The 19,466-nt window shown below is 74.4% G+C and carries 21 protein-coding genes; 2 read left to right on the top strand and 19 right to left on the bottom strand.

The genetic code is table 11. From position 1 onward, the window contains the following. The 17 genes from VER05_RS09430 to VER05_RS09350 all read right to left on the bottom strand — a co-directional run. Nucleotides 1-1,401, bottom strand: a 1,401-nt coding sequence (locus VER05_RS09430) for a methyl-accepting chemotaxis protein (RefSeq protein WP_324845103.1), incomplete at its 3' end; no start/stop codon positions are given. Between the two features lie 206 nt (nucleotides 1,402-1,607). Next, nucleotides 1,608-2,024 (bottom strand): chemotaxis protein CheW, encoded by a 417-nt coding sequence (locus VER05_RS09425; protein WP_147795556.1) that lies wholly within the window; start codon nucleotides 2,022-2,024, stop codon nucleotides 1,608-1,610. After that, a complete protein-coding gene (locus tag VER05_RS09420; protein WP_324845108.1) occupies nucleotides 2,021-4,411 on the bottom strand; it encodes a chemotaxis protein CheA in 2,391 nt (796 codons plus the stop codon). Before VER05_RS09420 ends, VER05_RS09425 begins: the two co-directional genes overlap by 4 nt. 419 nt (nucleotides 4,412-4,830) lie before the next feature. Then, entirely contained in the window at nucleotides 4,831-5,127 is a 297-nt protein-coding gene (csrA, locus tag VER05_RS09415) for a carbon storage regulator CsrA (protein WP_324845102.1), read from the bottom strand. A gap of 181 nt (nucleotides 5,128-5,308) precedes the next feature. Next, entirely contained in the window at nucleotides 5,309-6,598 is a 1,290-nt protein-coding gene (locus tag VER05_RS09410) for a hypothetical protein (protein ID WP_324845101.1), read from the bottom strand. Then, nucleotides 6,576-8,639, bottom strand: coding sequence for a flagellar biosynthesis protein FlhA (gene flhA, locus VER05_RS09405; RefSeq protein ID WP_324845100.1), 2,064 nt, complete (start codon nucleotides 8,637-8,639; stop codon nucleotides 6,576-6,578). The genes VER05_RS09410 and flhA overlap by 23 nt, the downstream gene beginning before the upstream one ends. A 58-nt stretch (nucleotides 8,640-8,697) precedes the next feature. After that, entirely contained in the window at nucleotides 8,698-9,855 is a 1,158-nt protein-coding gene (locus VER05_RS09400) for an EscU/YscU/HrcU family type III secretion system export apparatus switch protein (protein ID WP_324845099.1), read from the bottom strand. Beyond that, entirely contained in the window at nucleotides 9,855-10,610 is a 756-nt protein-coding gene (locus VER05_RS09395) for a flagellar biosynthetic protein FliR (protein WP_324845098.1), read from the bottom strand. The genes VER05_RS09400 and VER05_RS09395 overlap by 1 nt, the downstream gene beginning before the upstream one ends. Nucleotides 10,611-10,618: 8 nt before the next feature. Further along, nucleotides 10,619-10,891, bottom strand: coding sequence for a flagellar biosynthesis protein FliQ (fliQ, locus tag VER05_RS09390; RefSeq protein ID WP_147795549.1), 273 nt, complete (start codon nucleotides 10,889-10,891; stop codon nucleotides 10,619-10,621). Then, nucleotides 10,891-11,685 (bottom strand): flagellar type III secretion system pore protein FliP, encoded by a 795-nt coding sequence (gene fliP / locus VER05_RS09385; RefSeq protein WP_324845107.1) that lies wholly within the window; start codon nucleotides 11,683-11,685, stop codon nucleotides 10,891-10,893. The genes fliQ and fliP overlap by 1 nt, the downstream gene beginning before the upstream one ends. Nucleotides 11,686-11,837: 152 nt before the next feature. Continuing rightward, on the bottom strand, nucleotides 11,838-12,461 hold the full coding sequence (gene fliO / locus VER05_RS09380; RefSeq protein ID WP_324845097.1) for a flagellar biosynthetic protein FliO: 624 nt from the start codon (nucleotides 12,459-12,461) through the stop codon (nucleotides 11,838-11,840). Next, nucleotides 12,461-13,174, bottom strand: a complete 714-nt coding sequence (gene fliN, locus VER05_RS09375) for a flagellar motor switch protein FliN (protein ID WP_324845096.1) — start codon at nucleotides 13,172-13,174, stop codon at nucleotides 12,461-12,463. The genes fliO and fliN overlap by 1 nt, the downstream gene beginning before the upstream one ends. Further along, complete coding sequence (locus VER05_RS09370; protein ID WP_324845095.1) at nucleotides 13,174-14,055, bottom strand: FliM/FliN family flagellar motor switch protein; 882 nt, start codon at nucleotides 14,053-14,055, stop codon at nucleotides 13,174-13,176. Before VER05_RS09370 ends, fliN begins: the two co-directional genes overlap by 1 nt. Nucleotides 14,056-14,306: 251 nt before the next feature. Continuing rightward, a complete protein-coding gene (locus tag VER05_RS09365; protein WP_324845094.1) occupies nucleotides 14,307-14,828 on the bottom strand; it encodes a flagellar basal body-associated FliL family protein in 522 nt (173 codons plus the stop codon). Nucleotides 14,829-14,833: 5 nt separating this feature from the next. After that, a complete protein-coding gene (locus VER05_RS09360; RefSeq protein ID WP_324845093.1) occupies nucleotides 14,834-15,751 on the bottom strand; it encodes a flagellar motor protein MotB in 918 nt (305 codons plus the stop codon). After that, entirely contained in the window at nucleotides 15,748-16,515 is a 768-nt protein-coding gene (locus tag VER05_RS09355; protein WP_324845092.1) for a motility protein A, read from the bottom strand. Before VER05_RS09355 ends, VER05_RS09360 begins: the two co-directional genes overlap by 4 nt. Next, entirely contained in the window at nucleotides 16,515-16,838 is a 324-nt protein-coding gene (locus tag VER05_RS09350) for a flagellar FlbD family protein (RefSeq protein WP_324845091.1), read from the bottom strand. Before VER05_RS09350 ends, VER05_RS09355 begins: the two co-directional genes overlap by 1 nt. A gap of 192 nt (nucleotides 16,839-17,030) precedes the next feature. Between VER05_RS09350 and VER05_RS09345 the strand changes: the two genes are divergently transcribed. Then, nucleotides 17,031-17,285 carry a type II toxin-antitoxin system prevent-host-death family antitoxin gene (locus tag VER05_RS09345; RefSeq protein WP_324845090.1) on the top strand — a complete coding sequence of 85 codons (255 nt, stop codon included), beginning with the start codon at nucleotides 17,031-17,033 and terminating at the stop codon, nucleotides 17,283-17,285. Continuing rightward, nucleotides 17,282-17,695 (top strand): type II toxin-antitoxin system VapC family toxin, encoded by a 414-nt coding sequence (locus VER05_RS09340; protein WP_324845089.1) that lies wholly within the window; start codon nucleotides 17,282-17,284, stop codon nucleotides 17,693-17,695. The genes VER05_RS09345 and VER05_RS09340 overlap by 4 nt, the downstream gene beginning before the upstream one ends. Before the next feature lie 45 nt (nucleotides 17,696-17,740). Here VER05_RS09340 and VER05_RS09335 read toward each other — a convergent pair whose 3' ends face one another. After that, on the bottom strand, nucleotides 17,741-18,934 hold the full coding sequence (locus VER05_RS09335) for a flagellar hook protein FlgE (RefSeq protein WP_324845088.1): 1,194 nt from the start codon (nucleotides 18,932-18,934) through the stop codon (nucleotides 17,741-17,743). A 36-nt stretch (nucleotides 18,935-18,970) separates the two neighbouring features. Continuing rightward, nucleotides 18,971-19,456 carry a flagellar hook assembly protein FlgD gene (locus VER05_RS09330; RefSeq protein ID WP_324845087.1) on the bottom strand — a complete coding sequence of 162 codons (486 nt, stop codon included), beginning with the start codon at nucleotides 19,454-19,456 and terminating at the stop codon, nucleotides 18,971-18,973. Between the last annotated feature and the right edge of the window lie 10 nt (nucleotides 19,457-19,466).

The raw sequence follows: 19,466 nt of genomic DNA, 5'->3' as shown, positions 1-19,466 counted from the left end.
CTCCTCCACCGCCGAGGCGATGGTCAGCTGGTAGTCGTTGATGCTCGCGATGATGTGCGAGATCTCGCCGATCGCCCCCACCGCACCGCTGGTGTCGGCCTGGATCGCCTCGACCCGGCGCGCGATGTCCTCGGTCGCCTTGGCCGTCTCCTGGGCGAGCTCCTTGACCTCCCCGGCGACGACGGCGAAGCCCTTGCCGGCCTCGCCCGCGCGGGCCGCCTCGATCGTGGCGTTCAGCGCCAGCAGGTTCGTCTGCTCTGCGATCGAGGTGATCACCTTGACCACGTTCCCGATCTCCTGCGACGACGTCCCCAGGCGGGAGACCTGCTCGTTGGTGACCGCCGCCGCGTCCGTGGCCTGCCCGGCGACCTTGGCCGCCTGGGACGCGTTCTGCGCGATCTCCCGGATCGAGGCACCCATCTGCTCCGCGCCCGCCGCCACGGTCTGCACGTTGCGGGACACCTGCTCGGCCGCCGCCGCGACCACGCCCGCCTGCGCGCTGGTCTCGTCCGAGCCCGCGACCACCTGGGTCGACGCAGCCGACAGCTCCTCGGCCGCCGCGGCGACCGTCTGGGCCGTCTCGACGACGCCCGACACCACGCCGCGCAGGCTGCCCTGGGCGGTGGCGAGCGAGCGGGCCATGTCGCCGAGCTCGTCGGCGGTGCGCACGTCGGCGCGGACGGTGAGGTCGCCCTCGGCCATCGCCTCGAGCGCGTGCCGGACCTGGCCGGCGCCCTGCGCGAGCCGCCGCGACGCGACGAAGCCGATCGCCAGCACCAGCGCCAGGCCCACGACCAGCAGCACGACCACCGTGACGAGGGTGCGGGTCACCAGGGCCGACGCCTCGTCGGTGCTCGCGTCGGCGACCTCGGCCACCGACGCGTTCTCCAGCGCGATCGCGTCCGCCGCGACCGTCGTCTGCGGCAGGATCTGCGCGCGGTAGAACGCCGCGGCGCCGGCCACGTCGCCGTCGTCGGCCATCGGGAACAGCTCGTCCTGCGCCAGGCGGACCATCTCGTTCCAGCCCGAGTCGAAGTCGGACCACGCCTGCTCGTTCACCGCGAGGTCGTCGTACGCGGCCTGCTGCTCCTGGATCTTCGTCACGTACTCCGCCAGCTGGTCGCGCAGGTCGGCGCGCACGTCCGTCGAGGCCGCCGGGTACTCCACCATCCGCGCGCGGCCCGCCTGCAGCGCCCGCTGCAGGTCGCTGACCTGGCCGAGCTGGGCGACGTACGCGCCCTCCTTCGCGACCTCGTCGCGCAGCTGCACGAGGCTGGTCGCCGCGGCGACCACGACGAGCACGGCCACGAGGCCGGAGGCGGCGAGCAGGCCGAGCACCTTGCCGGCGATGGACAGCCGCAGCCCGCGGGAGCGGGACGGGGCGGTGGCGGTTCGGGACATGGACGCTCCAGGCGCGTGCGGGGCGACGCGACCCGCGCGGCTGCGCGCGGGCCGGGCGCGTCGCCGGGTCGCCCACCCCATCGGCAGGCCGCTGACCTGCATGACCATCGTCCCGGGTGAAGTGAAGCGCTTGCCCCCGGCGCGACGCGGACGGGCCCGCGCCCTCCCCTCGTGGGGGACGGCGCGGGCCCGTCGGGTGCGCGGGGTCAGGCCGCGGTGGCCTGGTCCACGTCCAGGACCAGCAGCAGCCGGCCGTCCAGCTTGTGCGCGCCGAGGATCAGCGGGCGCAGCGCGGCGTCGAGCGTCTCCGGCGGGGCCTCGAACGTCTCGGGGCCGACCTCCATGACGTCGCCGATCTCGTCGACCAGCAGACTGACGGGCTCCCCCGCCACCTGGACGACGACCATCATCGGCTCCGCGTCCTCGCCGAGCGGCTCCAGGCCGAGGCGGGGCCGCAGGTCGACCGTGAGGACGACCTGCCCGCGCAGGTTCACCAGGCCGGCGACGGCCGGCGGGGACAGCGGCACGCGGGTGCGGACGTGCGAGCGCAGCGCCTCCTGCACCCGGGTGACGTCGACCCCGTACAGGCTGCCGCCGAGGCTGAACGTGACGTACTGGCTCATCGGGTGGCTCCCACCAGCTCGGACCCGCCGACCTGCGTCGGGAGGTCGTCGTACGTGGAGCGGTGCTCGGGCCGCTCGTCGTAGAACGCCGCGTCCGCGGCGAGGATCGCGCGGCGCACGTCGAGCAGCTCCGTGACCTTGTCCCCGAGCACCGTGGAGCCGACCAGGCCGGCGTCCTCGATGTCGGAGTGCCGGGCCGAGTCGTCGTCGACGATGTCCACGATCTCCTTGACCACCAGGCCGACGCTGCGGCCCGCGCGGCTGTAGACCACCAGCAGCAGCTCGGACGACTCCTCCGAGCCGTACGCGCCGAGGATCCGGTCGAGGCGGGCCAGCGGCAGGATCGTCCCGCGGTACTGGACGACCTCCCGGCCGCCGACGTACTCGACCTGGTCGGCCTGCACGTGCTCCAGGCGGGCGACCGACGCGAGCGGCATCGCGACCTGGCGGCCGCCGCCGATCCCGACGACCAGGACCTGCTGGGTGTCGCGGATCGCGTTGGCCGCGGCCTTGTCGTGCGCGTCCCGGGCGGCGACGTCGAGCTCGCCGGCCAGGGCGCGGCGGGCGATGGCCTGCACGTCCAGGATCAGCGCGACGTGGCCGTCGCCCAGGACGGTCGCGCCGGAGTACGCGCCGATCGCCTTCAGGCGGGCGGACAGCGGCTTGACCACGATCTCCTCGGTGTTCAGCACCCGGTCGACCAGCAGGCCGAACCGCTGCTGGTCCGACTGGACCACGGCGATGACCGCGTTCTCCGGGCGCTCGCCGCCGACCTCGAGGACCTCCGAGAGCGACACGAGCGGCAGCAGCTCCCCGCGCAGCCGGTACACGGCCGCCTCGTGGATGTGCTCGATGCCGGACTCCGAGCGCTGCGAGTCGAGCGCCACGAGCTCCAGCAGGTTGACCTGCGGGATCGCGTACAGGTCGCCGCTGCACTCCACCGTCAGCGCCGGCATGATCGCCAGCGTCAGCGGGATGCGCAGCCGCCACGTGGTGCCGCGGCCCACGACCGAGTCGACCTCGACGGCGCCGCCGATGGCCTCGATCTTCGTGCGGACGACGTCCATGCCGACGCCGCGGCCGGACACGTTCGAGACGACCTCGGCCGTCGAGAAGCCCGGCAGGAACAGCAGCTGGAGCAGGTCGGCCTGGCCCATCGACGCGACCTGGTCGGCCGTGCGCAGGCCCTTCTGGACCGCCTTGGCGCCGATCTTCTCCGGGTCGATGCCCCGGCCGTCGTCGGCGACCTCCACGACCACCTGGCCGGACGCGTGGTACGCGCGCAGCCCCAGGACGCCCTTGGGCGCCTTGCCGGCGGCGACGCGGTCCGCCGACGCCTCGATGCCGTGGTCGACCGCGTTGCGCACCAGGTGCGTCAGCGGGTCCTTCACGGCCTCCAGCAGGCTGCGGTCGAGCTCGGTGTCGCCGCCGGACAGCTCCAGCTGCACCTCGCGGTGGCACGCGGCCGCGACGTCGCGCACCATGCGCGGCATCTTCGACCACAGGTGCTCGATCGGCTGCATGCGGGTCTTCATGACCCCCTCCTGCAGCTCGCCGGCGATCAGGTTCAGGCGCTGCGCGGAGCGGGCGAGGTCGACGTCGTCGGTCCCCGTCGCGAGCCGGCTGATCTGGTTGCGGGCCAGGACCAGCTCGCCGACCTGGCGCATGAGGGCGTCGAGCAGGTCGACGTCCACGCGGATCGACGCGTCCGCGGCGCCGCCTCGCAGGGAGCCGAGCTCCTCGGTGGGGGCGGCGGTCGCGGCGGGGGCCGGGGCGGGCGCGGGGGCCGGGGCCGGGGCGGGCGCGGGTGCCGGGGCGGGCGCGGCCGCGGCGGCGGCCGGCGCGGGGGCCACGGCCTCGACGGCGGGGGCCGGCGCGGGCGCCGGGACCACGGCCGGGGCCGCCGGCGCGGCGGCCACGGGGGCGGCCGGGGCGGGCGCGGGCTCGGGCTCGGCGGCGGCGGGCGGGGCGGCGGGCGCGGCTGCCTCGGCGGCCGGCTCGGCGCCGGGCTCGATCGCCTGGATCGCCTCGATCGCGGCGATGACCGCGTCGATCTCGACCCCGCCCTCGCCGCCCTCGACCTCGATCGCGCGCAGGATCTCGCGGATCGTGTCCACCAGCCGCAGCAGCACGTCGGTGGTCGCCTGGTCCATCGACCGGCGGCCGTCGCGCAGCTCGACCAGCAGGTTCTCCCCCGCGTGGGCCACGCGCTCCAGGCGCGAGAACGCGAGGAACCCGCTGGTCCCCTTGATCGTGTGGATCGTCCGGAACACGCTCGCGATGAGCGAGCGCGACCCCGGTTCGCTCTCCAGGGCCACCAGGTCCTGGTCGAGCTGGTCGAGGTTCTCGTGGCTCTCCACGAGGAACTCGCGGACGATCTCGTCCATGTCCTCCACTGCTGCCTCCTACCGGGTGCGGACCCGTCTGACGTGAGGATCGGCGGGTCCGGGGGCCGCGTGAGGCTTTTGGCGGGCGACGGGGCCCGCACGCCGGGTGAAGGCGCGGGAGTCACCCGTCCGGGTGGCCGCGGGGCGCGCGCCCTCCCCCGCCGTCGAGGCACGGGCTGGCCGGGAGTGGAGCGTTCCGCCGGACACGCGCCGGCGTGCCGGGCAGGACGCTCCACCCCGTTCCGCTCGACGCGCCCCGGCGACCCGGGGCGGGCAGGAGTGGAGCGTTCCGCCGGACACGCGCCGGCGTGTCGGGCAGGACGCTCCACCCCGGGGGGCGCGCGGGCGAAGCCGGGGGCGGGCCGCGACCTGCCGAGCCGGGTGGGGTCGCCCGGGAGCGCGCCGCGGCGCGCCGGCCGTCAGCGGCGGGGGCGGTCCTCGTCGGCGCCCGGGTCGGCCGCCGGCGCCGGGGCGGGCTGGCCCGCGACCAGGCCGCGCAGCGACTCGACGGCGTCGTCGCCGGCGTCGGTCGCCGCGTCGGTGGCGGCGAGGTTGGCCGCGGTGACGGCCTCCAGGACCTCGGCGCGGTGCACGGCGACGGAGCGCGGCGCGTCGATGCCGAGCCGGACGCCGTCGCTCCGCACCTCGATCACGGTCACGACGATGTCGTCCCCGATCACGAGACGCTCGCCCACGCGCCTGCTCAGCACCAGCATGGCGCCGACCCTACCTTCCGCGCGCAAGCGGCCGGTGCACCGCCCACGCCCGCGGGGCCTCCGGGCGGGTGGATGCACCGCCCGCCACCGACGGTGGAACGTGGTGACGGACACGCCGTCGGCGTGTCCGTCACGACGTTCCACTGTCGGACGGGCCACCCCCGGGAGCCGGCCACCGGGGTCAGCCCCAGACGGTGCCCTCGGGGAGGTGCTCGCCCAGGGCCGCGGCCCACGCGACGCGCGAGGCCGGCACGCCGTCGATCCACGCCACCGGGACGCCGAGGCCCAGGACGGTGCCGGGCTCGCTGGTGTCGAACAGCCCGCCCACGGCGAGCGCGTCCAGCGGCCGGCGCGCACCGACCCCCGCGATCCACCGGGCGCAGTCCCGGGTCTTGCTGCGCGCGTCCACGACGCCCCAGGCCTGGTCGGGGGCGAGGGCGGCCAGCAGCTCGGCGGCCGCGTCCTCCCGCGCGCGGCCCGGGCGGACGCCCAGCGCCACGACCGTCACGCCGTCGCCGCCGGACAGCTCGGCGCGCCACCGGGCCGCGGCCGCCGCGGTGGTCAGCCGGCGCGCGGCGACCCCCGCCCCGGCGCCCGCCGCACCCGGGCCCGCCTCGGCGTCGCCCGCCAGCACGACCGGGCCCGAGCCCCCGCGCAGCGCCAGCAGCTCCGCGACCCGCGCGGCGTCCTCGGGCGGGCCGGCCACGACCAGCACCGTCCCCGGGTCCCGCGGGACCGGCGGCGCCGCGGGCACGGCGGCCAGCAGCCGCGCGAGCTCGACCGGCCCGTCCCCGACCGCCGCGAGCAGCGCCGCGGGCACGCCGAGCTCGGCCAGCGCGTCGCGCGGCACCCCGCCCGACGCGGCGCCGGCGGCCGGCAGCACGCGCTCGACGGCCGGCGCGGGCGCGGGCGCGGGCAGCACCGGCGGGGCGGCGGGCTCGAACGTCCGCCCGGCGGCGTCCGCCCGGCCCGCGGCGCGGGGGGCGGGGACGGCGGCGTCGGCGGCCGGCGGGACCTCCAGGTGGTGGTCCGGCGCCACCGCGCCCGTCATCGCCCGCATCTGCTCCAGCACGGAGGCGAACGCCTCCTCGCCCGTCGACACCCGCGGGGGCGCCTCGGGCACCGCGCCCGCGCGCGCCGGCGCGAGCACGTCGGGCCCGGGCGGCCCGAAGCCGTCCAGCCCGGCGTCCGCCGCGTCGGCGGCCGCGAGCAGCGCGTCGATCCCGCCGGCGCCGGCCCCCGCGGCCGCCACCGACACGCCGCGGCGCCGCAGCAGCCCGGTCGTGGGCGCGGCCGGCGCGTCCGGCACGTCGATGGTCAGCTCGTACCGCTCGCGCGCGAAGAACCCGGCGAGCCCGCCGGTGCGCACCCGCTCGGCCCGCACGATCCGCGCGGTCGGCCCGAACTCGGCGCGCACGTGCACCATGAGCTCGGCCAGGTCGGCGCCCTCAAGCAGCAATCGCGTGGGCACCGCTCACCACCCCGACGGTCTCGATCCGGACGCCGCCGCCGGTGACCTCGGCGTAGGACAGCACGGGCAGCCGGTCGAGCGCCAGGATGACGACCTTGCGCAGCGCGGGCCGCAGGGCCGGGGCGCACACCAGCACGACGGACCGGCCGGTGGCCTCGGCGTCGGCGACCTGCGCGCGCAGCCGCTCGAGCATCGCCTCCAGGCGGGTGGGGTCGGTGACGATCTGGGTGCCCTGCTCGGACGGGCGCAGCGCCTCGACCAGCGACTGCTCGAACACGGGGTCGAGCGTGAGCACCCGCAGCGCGCCGTCCTGCACGTACTGCGCCGACAGCGCCGGGCCGAGCGCGCCGCGGGCGGCCTCGACCAGGCCCTCGGGGTCGGTGCTGACCTTCGCGCGCAGCGTGAGCGCCTCGTAGATCCGGCCCAGGTCGCGGATCGGCACCTCCTCGGCGAGCAGGCCCTGCAGCACCCGCTGCACCTCGCCGAGCGTGAGCAGCCCGGGCACGAGCTCCTCGACCACGGACGGGTTGACCTGCTTGACGCCCTCCGTGAGCACGCGGACGTCCTCGCGGCCGAGCAGCCGCGGCGCGTTCCGCGTGATGATCGAGCCGAGGTGCGTGATCAGCACGGACACCCGGTCGACGACGGTGGCGCCGGCCATCTCGGCGGCGTGCCGGAGCTCGGCGGCGACCCACTTGCCCGGCAGGCCGAACACCGGCTCGACGGTGGACTGCCCGGGCAGCGCGGCCAGGTCGTCGCCGAGCGCCAGGATGCGCCCCGGCGGCACCTCGCCGCGGCCGACCTCGACGCCCGCGATCCGCACCACGTAGGTGGACCGGGGCAGGTCGACGGAGTCGCGGGTGCGGACCGGCGGCACCACGATGCCGAGCTCCATCGCGATCTTGCGGCGCAGGCCGCGCACGCGGTGCAGCAGGTCCTGGTCCGGGCCGTTGCCGACCATGTCGACCAGGTCGGGCGCCAGCAGGATCTCCAGGGTGTGCACCCGCATCTGCTCGATGAGCGCCTCGGGGGTGTCGTTGCTGGTGGGCGCGACGGTGGCGCTGGACGCGGCGGCGAGCTCGGCGGCGGCGGCCTCCCTGGCCTGCGACGCCTTGATCCGCTGCGCGACGATCAGCAGCGAGGCGCCGACCAGCACGAACGGCAGCTTCGGCATGCCCGGGAGCAGGGCCAGGGCGAGCGCGCCGCAGCCGGCGATCAGCAGGGCCGTGCGCGACTGGGAGAGCTGCTTGGACGCCGCGGTGCCCATGTCGCCCTCGGCCGTGGCCCGGGTGACGACGATGCCGGTGGACACCGAGAGCAGCAGCGCGGGGATCTGGGTGACCAGGCCGTCGCCGATGGTCAGCAGGCTGAACCGCTCGAGCGACTCGGTGACCGACAGGCCCATCTGCACCATGCCGATGACGAACCCGCCGATGAGGTTGATCAGCGTGATGATGATGCCGGCGATGGCGTCGCCCTTGACGAACTTCGAGCCACCGTCCATCGCGCCGTAGAAGTCGGCCTCCGCGGTGACCTCGGCCCGGCGCTTGCGCGCGGTGTCCTCGTCGATCAGGCCGGAGTTCAGGTCGGCGTCGATGGCCATCTGCTTGCCGGGCATCGCGTCGAGGGTGAACCGCGCGCCGACCTCGGCCACGCGGCCCGCGCCGTTCGTGATGACGACGAACTGGATGACGACCAGGATCAGGAAGATCACCAGGCCGATGACCAGCGACCCGCCGACCACGAAGTGCCCGAACGCGTCGATCACGGCCCCGGCGTACCCGTCGCGCAGCACCAGCCGGGTGGACGCGACGTTCAGCCCGAGCCGGAACAGGGTGAACACCAGGATCAGCGACGGGAACACGCTGAAGTCCAGCGGCTTCTGGACGTACATGCTGGTGAGCAGGATGACGAGCGCGGCCGTGATGTTCACGGCGATCAGCACGTCGAGCAGCGCCGCGGGCAGCGGCACCACCAGGAGCAGCACGATGCCCACGACGCCCACCGGGACGGCGAGCTGGGAGATCTGCCGGTTCTTCATCGGAGGTCCTCGTCAGTCGTGTGCGGTACTGCTCTGGTCATCGGCAGGCGCGGCGCGTTCATGCGACCTTCTCCTGCCGGGCTCGCCGCCGGGCGGCGGCCACGGTGGTCGGTGCGTCGTCCGGGGCGACCGAACCGCCCGGCATCGTGTGCTTCCCCATCGCCGCGCCGCGGCGCTTGAGCTGCATGACGAAGGCGAGCACCCGGGCGACGGCGGTGAACAGGTAGGCGGGGATCTCCTGGTCCACGGCGCACGCGGCGTGCAGCGACCGGGCCAGCGGGATGTCCTCGACCATCGGGACGCGGTGCTCGGCCGCCTGCTCGCGGATCTTGGCGGCGACGGCCCCCGCACCCTTGGCGACCAGCCGCGGGGCGCCGGTGCCCGCGACGTACTTCAGCGCGACGGCGACGTGCGTCGGGTTCACGATCACCACGTCCGCGTCGGCGACCGCGGCCATCATCCGGTTGCGGCTCATCGCCATCTGCTTGGACCGGATGTGGCCCTTGACGAGCGGGTCGCCCTCGGTGCGCTTGTTCTCCTCCTTGATCTCCTGCTTCGACATGCGCGTCTGCTTGCGGTTGCGGCGCATGACGACGAGCAGGTCGATCGCGGCGAGCAGCACGCCCGCCCCGATGCCCCAGATGATCAGCTGCTTCACGCCGCCGGCGGCGACGCCGAGCATGTGCTCCAGCGGGATGCGGCCGGTGCCCATGAGCTGCGGCACCAGGGCCTGCACGGCGGCGTAGAGGACGACCCCGACCACGGCGGTCTTGAGCAGCGTCTTGGCGCCCTCCCACCAGGCGTTCGCGCCGAACAGCCGCTTGACCCCGGACACCGGGTTGAACTGCTTCACGTTCGGCTTGAACTTCTTGACGTGCACGCCGCCCTGGGCGACGGCCACCGCGATGACCACGAACGCCACGACGGCCATCAGCGGGCCGAGCGTCGCGACGATCGACCACAGCCCGTCGCCGAGCAGGTCGACGACCGTGCCGGCGTCCGGCGCGGCGATCGCCTCCCGGACGGCGGCGAGCTGGTCGCGGGCGGCGTCGGCGGCGCGGGACGCGGTGCTCGGCAGCATGACGGCGGCGGCGGCCAGGCCGATCCACGCGGTGAGGTCCTGGGACCGGGAGAGCTTCCCGTCCTTGTGGACCTCCTTCATCCGCTGGGCTGTGGCCTTCTCGGTCTTCTCCCCGCCGTCCCCTCCCCCGGCCATCAGGCGACCCCGAGGACGGCCTCGACGGCGCGGCGCGCGAGGTCGTTCACGACGCCCGGCAGCGCCAGGTACGCGAAGCCGGCGAACGTCACGCTCATCAAGATCTTCAGCGGGAAGCCCATGGCGAACGCGTTCAGCGCCGGGGACACCCGGGTCAGCAGGCCGAGGCCCACGTCGGTGAGGAACAGCACGACCAGCAGCGGGCCGCCGATCTGCAGCGCCGCGAGGAACATGTCGGACAGGCCGGTGGTGACCGTCTGGGCCAGGGCCGCGAGGTCCAGCCCGGTGCCGGGCGGCACGGCGTCGAACGACCGGGCGAGCCCGCCGATCAGCAGCTGGTAGGCGCCCGACACGAACAGCAGCACCAGGCAGGTCATGTTGTAGAGCCGGGCGAACTGCGCGCCGGACGTCATGTTCTGCGGGTCGAACGCCTGCGAGAGCTGGAAGCCGCCGAACAGGTCGATCAGGTTGCCCGCGGCCTGCACGGCCGAGAACACCAGCGACACGAGGAAGCCCAGCGCGGCGCCGACGACGGCCTCCAGCACCAGGTCCCCGACGAACTCGCCCGTGGACTCCGTCGCGACCAGGTCGAGGCGGGGCAGCACGGCGATCGCCAGCCCGACCGACAGCATCGCCTTCACGGCGCCCGGGATCCCGCGGTGCGCGAACGGCGGCGCGATCATCAGGAACGCGGCGAACCGGACGCCCGCGAGCATCGCGGTCTGCACGGCGGCCAGGGAGAGGGTCACGTCCATCGCGCGCCTCAGCCCCCGAGCAGCGCCGGGATGCGCTCGAACAGCTGGTGCGTGAACGTCACCAGCTCCGCGATCATCCAGTGCCCGCAGACCAGCAGCGCCACGGCGGCGGCGATGGCCTTCGGCACGAAGGACAGCGTCACCTCCTGGATCTGGGTGACGGACTGCACCAGGGAGACGGAGAACCCGACGACCAGGGCGGTGATGAGCACCGGCGCGGACAGCTTCGCGGCGATGATGAGGGCGTCCAGCCCGATGTCGAGGACGGCCGAGGTGTCCATCAGCCACCCCCGCCCGACGCGGCGCCGACCAGGGCGGTGACGATCAGGCCCCACCCGTCGACCAGCACGAACAGCAGCAGCTTGAACGGCAGGGAGACCATGACGGGCGGCAGCATCATCATGCCCATGCTCATCAGGACCGAGGACACGACCAGGTCGATGACGAGGAACGGGATGAAGATGACGAACCCGATGATGAACGCCGACCGCAGCTCCGAGAGCATGAACGCGGGGATGAGCGTGAGCATCGGGACCGAGGCCGGGTCCTCCGGGTTCGGCTGGTCCGCCGCCCGGGTGATCAGCGCCAGGTCGGCCTCGCGGGTGTGCCCGAGCATGTACTCGCGCAGCGGGACCGAGCCGGCGTCCAGCGCCGTGGTGAAGTCCATGCTGCCGTCGAGGTAGGGCTGCACCGCGTCGGTGTTCACCTCGGACAGCACCGGGGCCATCACGAACAGGCTGAGGAACAGCGCGAGGCCGGCGATCACCTGGTTGGGCGGCACGGTCGTGAGGCCGAGCGCGTTCCGGGTGAGGGACAGCACCACGAAGATCTTGGTGAAGCCGGTCATCATCAGCAGCAGCGACGGCGCCACCGACAGCAGCGTGATGCCGATGAGCACCACGATCGAGCTGCTGGGGGTGCCGTTCACGCCGTTGATCGCGACGGACACCTCGCCGGCGGCGGGGTCGGCGGGACCGGTCGGGGCGGCGGGGCCCTCGGGCGGGACCGGGGCGGCGTGCGCCATCCCGGAGCCGAGCACGACCAGCGCGACGGCCAGGGCCAGGACGGCCAGCACGACGAGCGGCCAGCGGCGGCGGTCCGCGCGGTCGGCGGCCGCGAGGGCCTCGGCGCGGGCGCCGGACAGGACGAGGTCCACGTCGGCGGTCTCGGGGGCGGGGCGGGCGGGGCGGGCGGCGGCGCCGGCGGGGCGCGCGGCCAGGTCGGCGGTCACCGGCGCACCGTCCGCTCCCGCAGCACCGCGACGGCCTGCTTCCAGGTGGACGGCGCCAGCACGGAGCCGTGCAGCGCGCCGTGCGCGGCGGCGGCCGGGGCCTCACCCGCGGCCGGCGCGGTGAGGCGCTCGATGCGGGCGGCGTCCACGTCCGCGACCTCCAGGCCCACCAGGCCCGGCACCGGGGCCGCGGCGGCCTCGGCGAGGGCGTCCTCGAACGCGGGCGCCGGCGCGGCGGGGGCGACCGCCGGCTCGGCGGCCCGGGTCCGCCGCGGCGTCGGCAGCACGGCGGCGGCCAGCGCGCCGAGCGTGAGCGGAACGGCCGCGGGCGCGGCGGCGGCCTCCTCCTCGGGGGCCTCCTCCTCGGCGACCGCGTCGAGCTCGGTCAGCATCGTGACGTTCTGCTCGCCGTAGCCGAGCAGCAGCCGGCGGTCGCCGACCGCGACCACCACGACGCCGGCGTGGCGGCCGAGCGCCTGGCGCCCGACGACCTCGACGGCCGGGCCCGCGGGCCGGCGACGGCCCTTGCCCCACCCGGCGCGGCGCGCGAGGACCCAGATCAGGCCGATCACGCACGCGAGCGCCAGGAGGACGCGCAGGCCCAGGACGAGGGTGTCCATCAGATGGTGCCGTCCTCGCGCGCGATCTCGGTGATGCGGATGCCGAACTCCTCGTCGATCACGACGACCTCGCCGCGGGCGATGAGCCGGCCGTTGACCATGACGTCGGCGGGGCTGCCGGCGGCGCGGTCGAGCTCCAGGACGGCGCCCGGGGTCAGCTCGAGGACCTGGCGGACCGGCAGCTTGGTGCGGCCGAGCTCGGCGGTCAGCGTCATCTCGACGTCGTAGAGCACGTTGAGGCTGGCGCGCTGGGTCGGGACGCCGGGGGCCTTGGCGCTCGGCTCGGTGCGCAGCCGCAGGCCGAACCAGGCCTGGACGCCGTCCTCGGTGCCGAGGGCGACCAGGTGCGCGTCGGCGGGCAGCGCGGTGCCGACCGGCTCGGTCCGGGCGGTCTCGAGCACGCCGGCGCCGAGCTCGGCGACCGCGGCCTCGAGGGCCGGGCGCAGCGCGGCGGCGAGGTCGAGCGGGCTGCCGTCGGGGGCGCCGGCGGCGAGCGCGTCGCGCACGGCCTCGTCGGCGACCAGCACCACGTCGGCGCTGTTCGGGCCGACGAACGAGGCGACGACGGCGAGCGCGTCGGCGTCCGGGCGCGCACCGGCGGGGGCAGGGGCCGGCACCAGCGGGGCGGCGGCCGGCAGCAGGCGCGCGGCGGCGGTGGCGGCGGCGAGGGCGACCGCGGCGTCCGTGGTCTCGGCGGTGGGGACGGCGTTCATCAGGGCTTCTCCTCGACGGTGACGACCATGCAGGCGAGGCGGGAACCGTTGTTCCCCGCGGCGGCTCGCGCGAGCACGACCCCGTCCACCACCACGTCGAGCGGCTGGGACGACGGGTGGGACAGGGGGACGACGTCGCCGACGGCCAGGCCGACGACGTCGCGGGGGCGGACGACGACCGGCGCGAACCGGACGGCGACCTCGACGGGCACGTCCTCGACGGCGGCCTCCAGGTCGAGCACCGCGAGCTCGTGGGCCCGCTGGTCCTCGACGGAGCGGCTGCCGGCGCCGTCGGCCTGGCGGACGGCCGCCAGCAGCACCTCGGCGGGGAACATCACGGTGGCGACGTCCTCGCGCTCGCCGACCCGCATGAGGAACGTGGCGACCAGCACCGCGTCGGAGGCCGGGACGGCCTGCACGAACTGCGGGTTGTACTGGACGGAGCGCAGCGTGACGTCGAGCGGCGTCAGCGAGGAGAACGCGTAGCCGAGGTCGCCCAGCGCGGCGCCCATGACGCCGCGCAGCAGGGTGAGCTCGATCTCGGTGAGCTCGCGGTCCTCGCGGGCGTCGCCCGAGCCGGGGCCGCCGAGCATGTAGTCGATCCAGACCATCGTGGCGCTGACCGGGACCTGCACGACGGCGGTCTGCCGGGTCTGCTCGATGGTGCACAGCATCATCGCCGTGGTGCCGGGCAGGCCGCGCACGTACTCGTCGTACGTCTGCAGGCTCAGCCCGTCGAGCGTCACCTGGGCCATCGCGCGGAGGCGGGCGGTGAGCTGGTTCCCCCACTGGCGGGCGAACGTCTCGAACGCCATCTCGAGCACGCGGGCGTGCTCGCGCGCCATCGTCATGGGGCGGCGGAAGTCGTAGGGCTCGGGCACGTGCGTGCGCCGCCTGGAGCGCGCGGGGGCCTGACCCGTGGTGTGGACCGTCACGCCCACCCTGATCGGCGCGCGACCGGGTGATGTGAGGGGTCGCGGCCGGACTTTCTCCGCCCTCGGCCCGTCGTGGGCCGGCGTGCTGCGGAGCGATGTGGCGCCCTCCGTGGCGCCGTGGTTCACCGGATCGGGTGACGCCCCTGGTCAGGGGCGCGGGACGTCCGGCCGGACGGGAAGCGCGTCGCCGCGCGCCGTCACTGGGTGACGTAGTTCGTCAGGAAGACGTCGTAGACCTCCCCGTGGTAGAGCTCGTCGAGCTGGGTCTTGAACTCGGCCTTGAGCGCCTCCCGCTGGGCGGGGTCGCTGACCTCGGACACGCTCCGGCCGGAGAACAGGGCGATCGCCGCGTCCACGGCGGGGCCGGTCTCCGGGTCGCCGTGGCCGGCGGCCTCGACGGTGAACTGCAGCTCGAAGCCGAGCCGCAGGTAGTGGCCGTCGGCCAGGTTCAGGCTCACGGGCTCGACCGCGACGACCGCGCCCGGCTCGGGCTCGGGCTCCGCCGCCGGCTCGCCGCTGCCGCGGCCCAGCAGCAGGTACGCCGCCGCCCCGGCCGCCACCAGGACGACCGCCCCGATGATGAGGAGCAGCTTCTTCTTGCCGCCCTTCTTCTTCTCCGGCTCCGCGGCGGGCGCCGGAGCCGGTGTGCTCCCGCCGCCGATCTTCTGGCCACCGCCGATCTTCTGACCGCCGCCGACCACACGCTGCTCGATGGGCATCGCCCCTACCCTCCCGTCGTGCTTCCGGCTGCCACTGCGGGCAGCAGGGCGCGCACCGCCTCGGGTGCCGCGCTGAGAATGACCATGTCGACCCGCCGGTTGGCGGTCATCGCGTCCTCACCCGTCCCCTGGACCAGGGGCCGGGTGTCGCCGTAGCCCACCGCCTGGATGCGGGTGCCCGGCATGCCGTCGCGCTCCACCAGGTAGCGCAGCACCTGGGTCGCGCGGTCGGACGAGAGCTCCCAGTTGGTCGCGTACCGCCCCGAGATCGGGATGGTGTTCGCGTGGCCCTCGACCGAGATCTGCTCCTGGAGGCCCACGAGCGTGGGCGCCGCCAGGTCGAGCACCTGCCCCGCGGTCGCGGTCAGCGTCGCCGACCCCTGCGCGAAGAAGACGTCGTCCGCGACCAGCCCGAGCACCAGCCCGCGCTCGTCCACCCGGAACCGGACCTGGTCCTGCAGACCCTGGCCGGTGAGCGCGGCGAGGATGTGCTCGCGCACCTCCTCGAGGTGCGCCGCCTCGGCCTGCGCCGCGGCGAGCACGCTCGCGTCCACCTGCGTCGGGTCCGCGGAGGTCTGCGGGGACGGGTCGGACGCCTGCAGGCCGAGGCCCTCGTCGGCGTCCACGATCCCGGAGGTGCCGGCGTCCGGCTGGTCCTCGGTGATCGCGAGCCCGTCCAGGGCGCCGTCCGTGCCGTCGAGGATCGACTGGTTCACGGACCCGTCGCCGAACCCGGCCGCGAGCGACGCCTTGAGGGCGACGTACTTCTCCTGGTCGACCTGGCTGATGGCGAACAGGACGATGAACAGCGCCATGAGCACGGTGATCATGTCCGAGTAGGACACGAGCCAGCGCTCGTGGTTGACGTGCTCCTCCTCGTGCCCCCCGCCGCGGCGGCCGCGGCCGCCGTGACCGGAGCTCACGCGGCTTCCTTGGCCGCGGGCTCGTCGGGCAGCAGGCTGCGCAGCCGCTCGCCGACCAGGCGCGGGTTGGCGCCGGCCTGGACGGCCAGCAGGCCCTCCAGCGTCACCTCCATCTGCGCGCACTCCAGGTCGGAGAACCGCTTGATGCGGGTGCCGATCGGCAGCCACACCACGTTGGCGGAGAGGATGCCCCAGAGGGTGGCGACGAACGCCGCGGCGATCGAGTGGCCGAGCGAGGCCGGGTCGGACAGGTTCTCCAGGACGTGCACGAGCGAGATGACCGTGCCGATGATGCCGACGGTCGGCGCGTAGCCGCCCATGTCCTGGAAGTACTTCGACCAGACCTTCTCCTTGGTCCGCTTGGTCGCGATCTTGTCCTCGAGGATCATCCGCAGGTCGTCGGGGTCCGTGCCGTCGATCGCGGCCTGCAGGCCGCCGCGCAGGAACGGGTCGTCGATGTCCTTGGCCGCGTCCTCGAGCGCCAGCAGGCCCTCGCGCCGGGCGCGGTCCGCCAGGTCGACGAGGGTGTCGACGGTCTTGGTCGGGTCGGGCACCTTGTTCAGGAACGCCCGGGGCACGGCCTTGTAGGACTCGATGACGTCCTTGATCGTGTGGCCGGCGATGCCGACGCCGATCGTGCCGACCCACACCAGCAGCAGCGGCGCGGGCAGGAAGATGGACATCGGGTCGGCGCCCTCCATGAGGAGGGCCCCGAAGATCGCACCGAAGGCGACGACCAGCCCGATGAAGCCGGCGGGATCCATCAGCGGCTCCTCGGTCGGAGGGGAACGGGGTCGGCGAGGGGCGCGTCGCCGTCGTCCTCGGCGGGGCCCGGCGCGCCGCCTGCGGCGGTGTCGCGGACCAGCTCGACCGTGGGCGTCGGCGCGGCCTGGATCTCCTGGGCGCGGGCCAGGAGCTGCGCGCGGTGCTCGTTGACCCGCGCGATGACCTCGGCCATCGACTCGCGGACGATGTACTTCGTCCCGTCGATGAGGGTCAGGATGGTGTCGGGCGCGCTGTCGACGCGCTGGAGCAGGTCGGGGTTGACCCCGAACTGGGCCCCGTTGAGGCGCGTCACGATGATCACAGCGGTGTCCCGTCCCTGGTGGTGCGTGTGCGGCGTGGCGCCGCCGCGGCCCGTCCGTGTGCCGCTCCCCCTGCCCATCGGACGCGGGGCCCGGTCGCTGAGGGGTTTGCGGCGGTCGGAGAGTGGTTTCCGCCCTGCCGCGCAGAGCGATGGCGTCGTACGATGTAGGTACGTACCTACAAGGGGGTCGAGATGGCCGAGACCGCGATGACGTCCCGCGAGTTCAACCACGACGTGTCGGCGGCGAAACGGGCGGCGGCCGACGGTCCGGTGGTGATCACCGACCGCGGACGCCCGTCCCACGTGCTGCTGACGGTGGAGGCCTGGCGCGCCCTCACGGGTGCACGGACCGGGCTCTCCGAGGCGTTGCGCATGCGGCCCGACGCCGAGGACATCGAGTTCGACCCGCCGCGCGTCCCACTGGCCGACCGCGAGGTCGACCTGTGACGTTCCTCCTCGACACGAACGTCGTCTCCGAGCTCCGCAAGCGTTCGGCCGACCCCGGCGTGGTCGCGTGGGTCGACGCGCGACCCACGGCGGATCTGTTCGTCTCGGCCATGACGCTGTACGAGCTGGAGCGGGGCATCCTCGGTCGCGAGCGCAAGGACCCGGTCCAGGGAGCGCTGCTCCGCGCGTGGTTCACCGGGCAGGTGCTGCCGCAGTTCGACGGCCGCGTGCTGGCCGTCGACGGCGACGTGGCCCGTCGCGCCGCTGCCCTCTCGGTGCCCGACGCCCGCCCGTTCTCGGACGGGCTCATCGCGGCCACCGCGCTGGTGCACGCCAAGACGGTCGTCACCCGCAACGTGCAGGACTTCGTCGGCACCGGCGTCGCCGTCGTCGACCCGTGGCACGCCTGACGCCCGCCGCCCCCGCCCGGTCGAGGGCGGGGGCGGCGGTGCGCGTCAGCGCTTGAGGTTGACGAGCTCCTGGAGCACCTCGTCCGAGGTGGTGATGACGCGGGAGTTCGCCTGGAAGCCGCGCTGCGCGATGATCAGCTGCGTGAACTCCGTGGACAGGTCCACGTTGCTCATCTCGAGCGTGCCGGACGACATGGTGCCGCGGCCGCCGGTGCCGGCGGAGCCGATCTGCGGGTCGCCCGAGTTCACCGTGGTGGTGAACAGCGAGCCGCCCGCCTTCGACAGGCCGGAGGGGTTGGTGAACGAGGCCATCGCGATCTTGCCCAGCGCCTGCTTGAGGCCGTTGCTGAACGAGCCGGTGATCGTGCCGTCCGAGCCGAGGGTGAACGACTCGAGGATGCCCGCGGCGTAGCCGTCCTGCTTGTCGGCCGCGATGGTGTCCACGCCGGCCATGCCGGTGACGCCGGTCAGGTCGACCGTCACGCCGCCGAGCGCGAACGTGGTGTCGGCGAACGTCGGGTTGCCCGCGGCGTCGAACGTGAGCGCCACGGAGCCGGTCGCCGGGTAGGACGCGGTGCCGTCGGTGGCGGTCATCGTCCAGCCGGTGGCGCCCTTGACGAACTCGAGCTCGACCTCGCGGGCGTTGCCCAGCGCGTCGTAGGCCTTGACCGAGACGGTCTTGGTCTTGCCCGTCTCGGCGTCCGCCTGCAGGTTGCCGGAGAACGGCGTGGTGGTGGTCGCCTTGGCCGGCATCACCGTGCCGACGCCGACCTTGATGTCGCCGACCGCGCGCGAGGTGTCGATGACGCCGGTGGCGTCCGCGGCCCAGCCCTGGACCATCGCGCCGTCGCCCGGCAGCACCATCTGGCCGGTCGAGTCGAAGTCGAACGACCCGGCGCGCGTGTAGTACTGCTGGGTCCCCTGGCGGACGACGAAGAAGCCGTCGCCGGAGATCATCATGTCGGTGCTGCGGCCGGTGAGCTGCGAGGCGCCCTGCGTGAAGTTGGTGGTGATGCCGGCGACCTGGACGCCCAGGCCGACCTGCGCCGGGTTCTGGCCGCCGACGCCGTCCTGCGGGCCCGAGGCCGCGTTGAGCATCTGGCTCAGGGTGTCCTGGAACTGGATCTGGGACGCCTTGAAGCCGGTGGTGTTGACGTTGGCGATGTTGTTGCCGGTGACGTCGAGCATCGTCTGGTGGCTGCGCAGACCGCTGATGCCGGAGAAGAGGGAGCGGAGCATGGTGGTTCCCTTCGGGTGGGGTGGGCCGGACCGCGGTCAGGCGGTGGTCGTGGAGTCGGTGGGGGTGGTCGCGTCGTCGTCCTCGGCGGCGGGCGGGGTGCTCCCGGCCGGGGTGACGGTCGCGACGGCGTCGAGCGGGATCTGGGTCTTCCCGACGGTCAGGGTCGGGACGCTGGCGGAGTAGTCGACGCCGGAGACGACGCCGGTCTGGGTCTTCCCGTCGGCGTCCGTCCAGGTGACCTGCTGGCCGACCAGGTCGGCGGCGGCCATCCGCATCTGGAGCCCGAACTGCTCGCGGGACGACGCCTGGATCTCCGAGAGGGACTCCATCATCGACAGCTGCGTGGTCTGCGCCATCATGTCGCTGGTGTCCATCGGGCTGCTCGGGTCCTGGTTGGACAGCTGGGCGACCAGGAGCTTGAGGAACGTGTCCTTGTCGAGCGACTTGCTCGGGGTGCTGGTCGTCGCCGCGGTCGCGTCGGCGGTCGAGCCACCGATGTACGAGACGGGGATGGCGGTCACGGGGGTTCCC

The organism is Cellulomonas sp. (genome assembly GCF_035634735.1).
Classification (GTDB): domain Bacteria; phylum Actinomycetota; class Actinomycetes; order Actinomycetales; family Cellulomonadaceae; genus Cellulomonas.
This window is presented reverse-complemented; position numbering and strand designations above follow the sequence as displayed.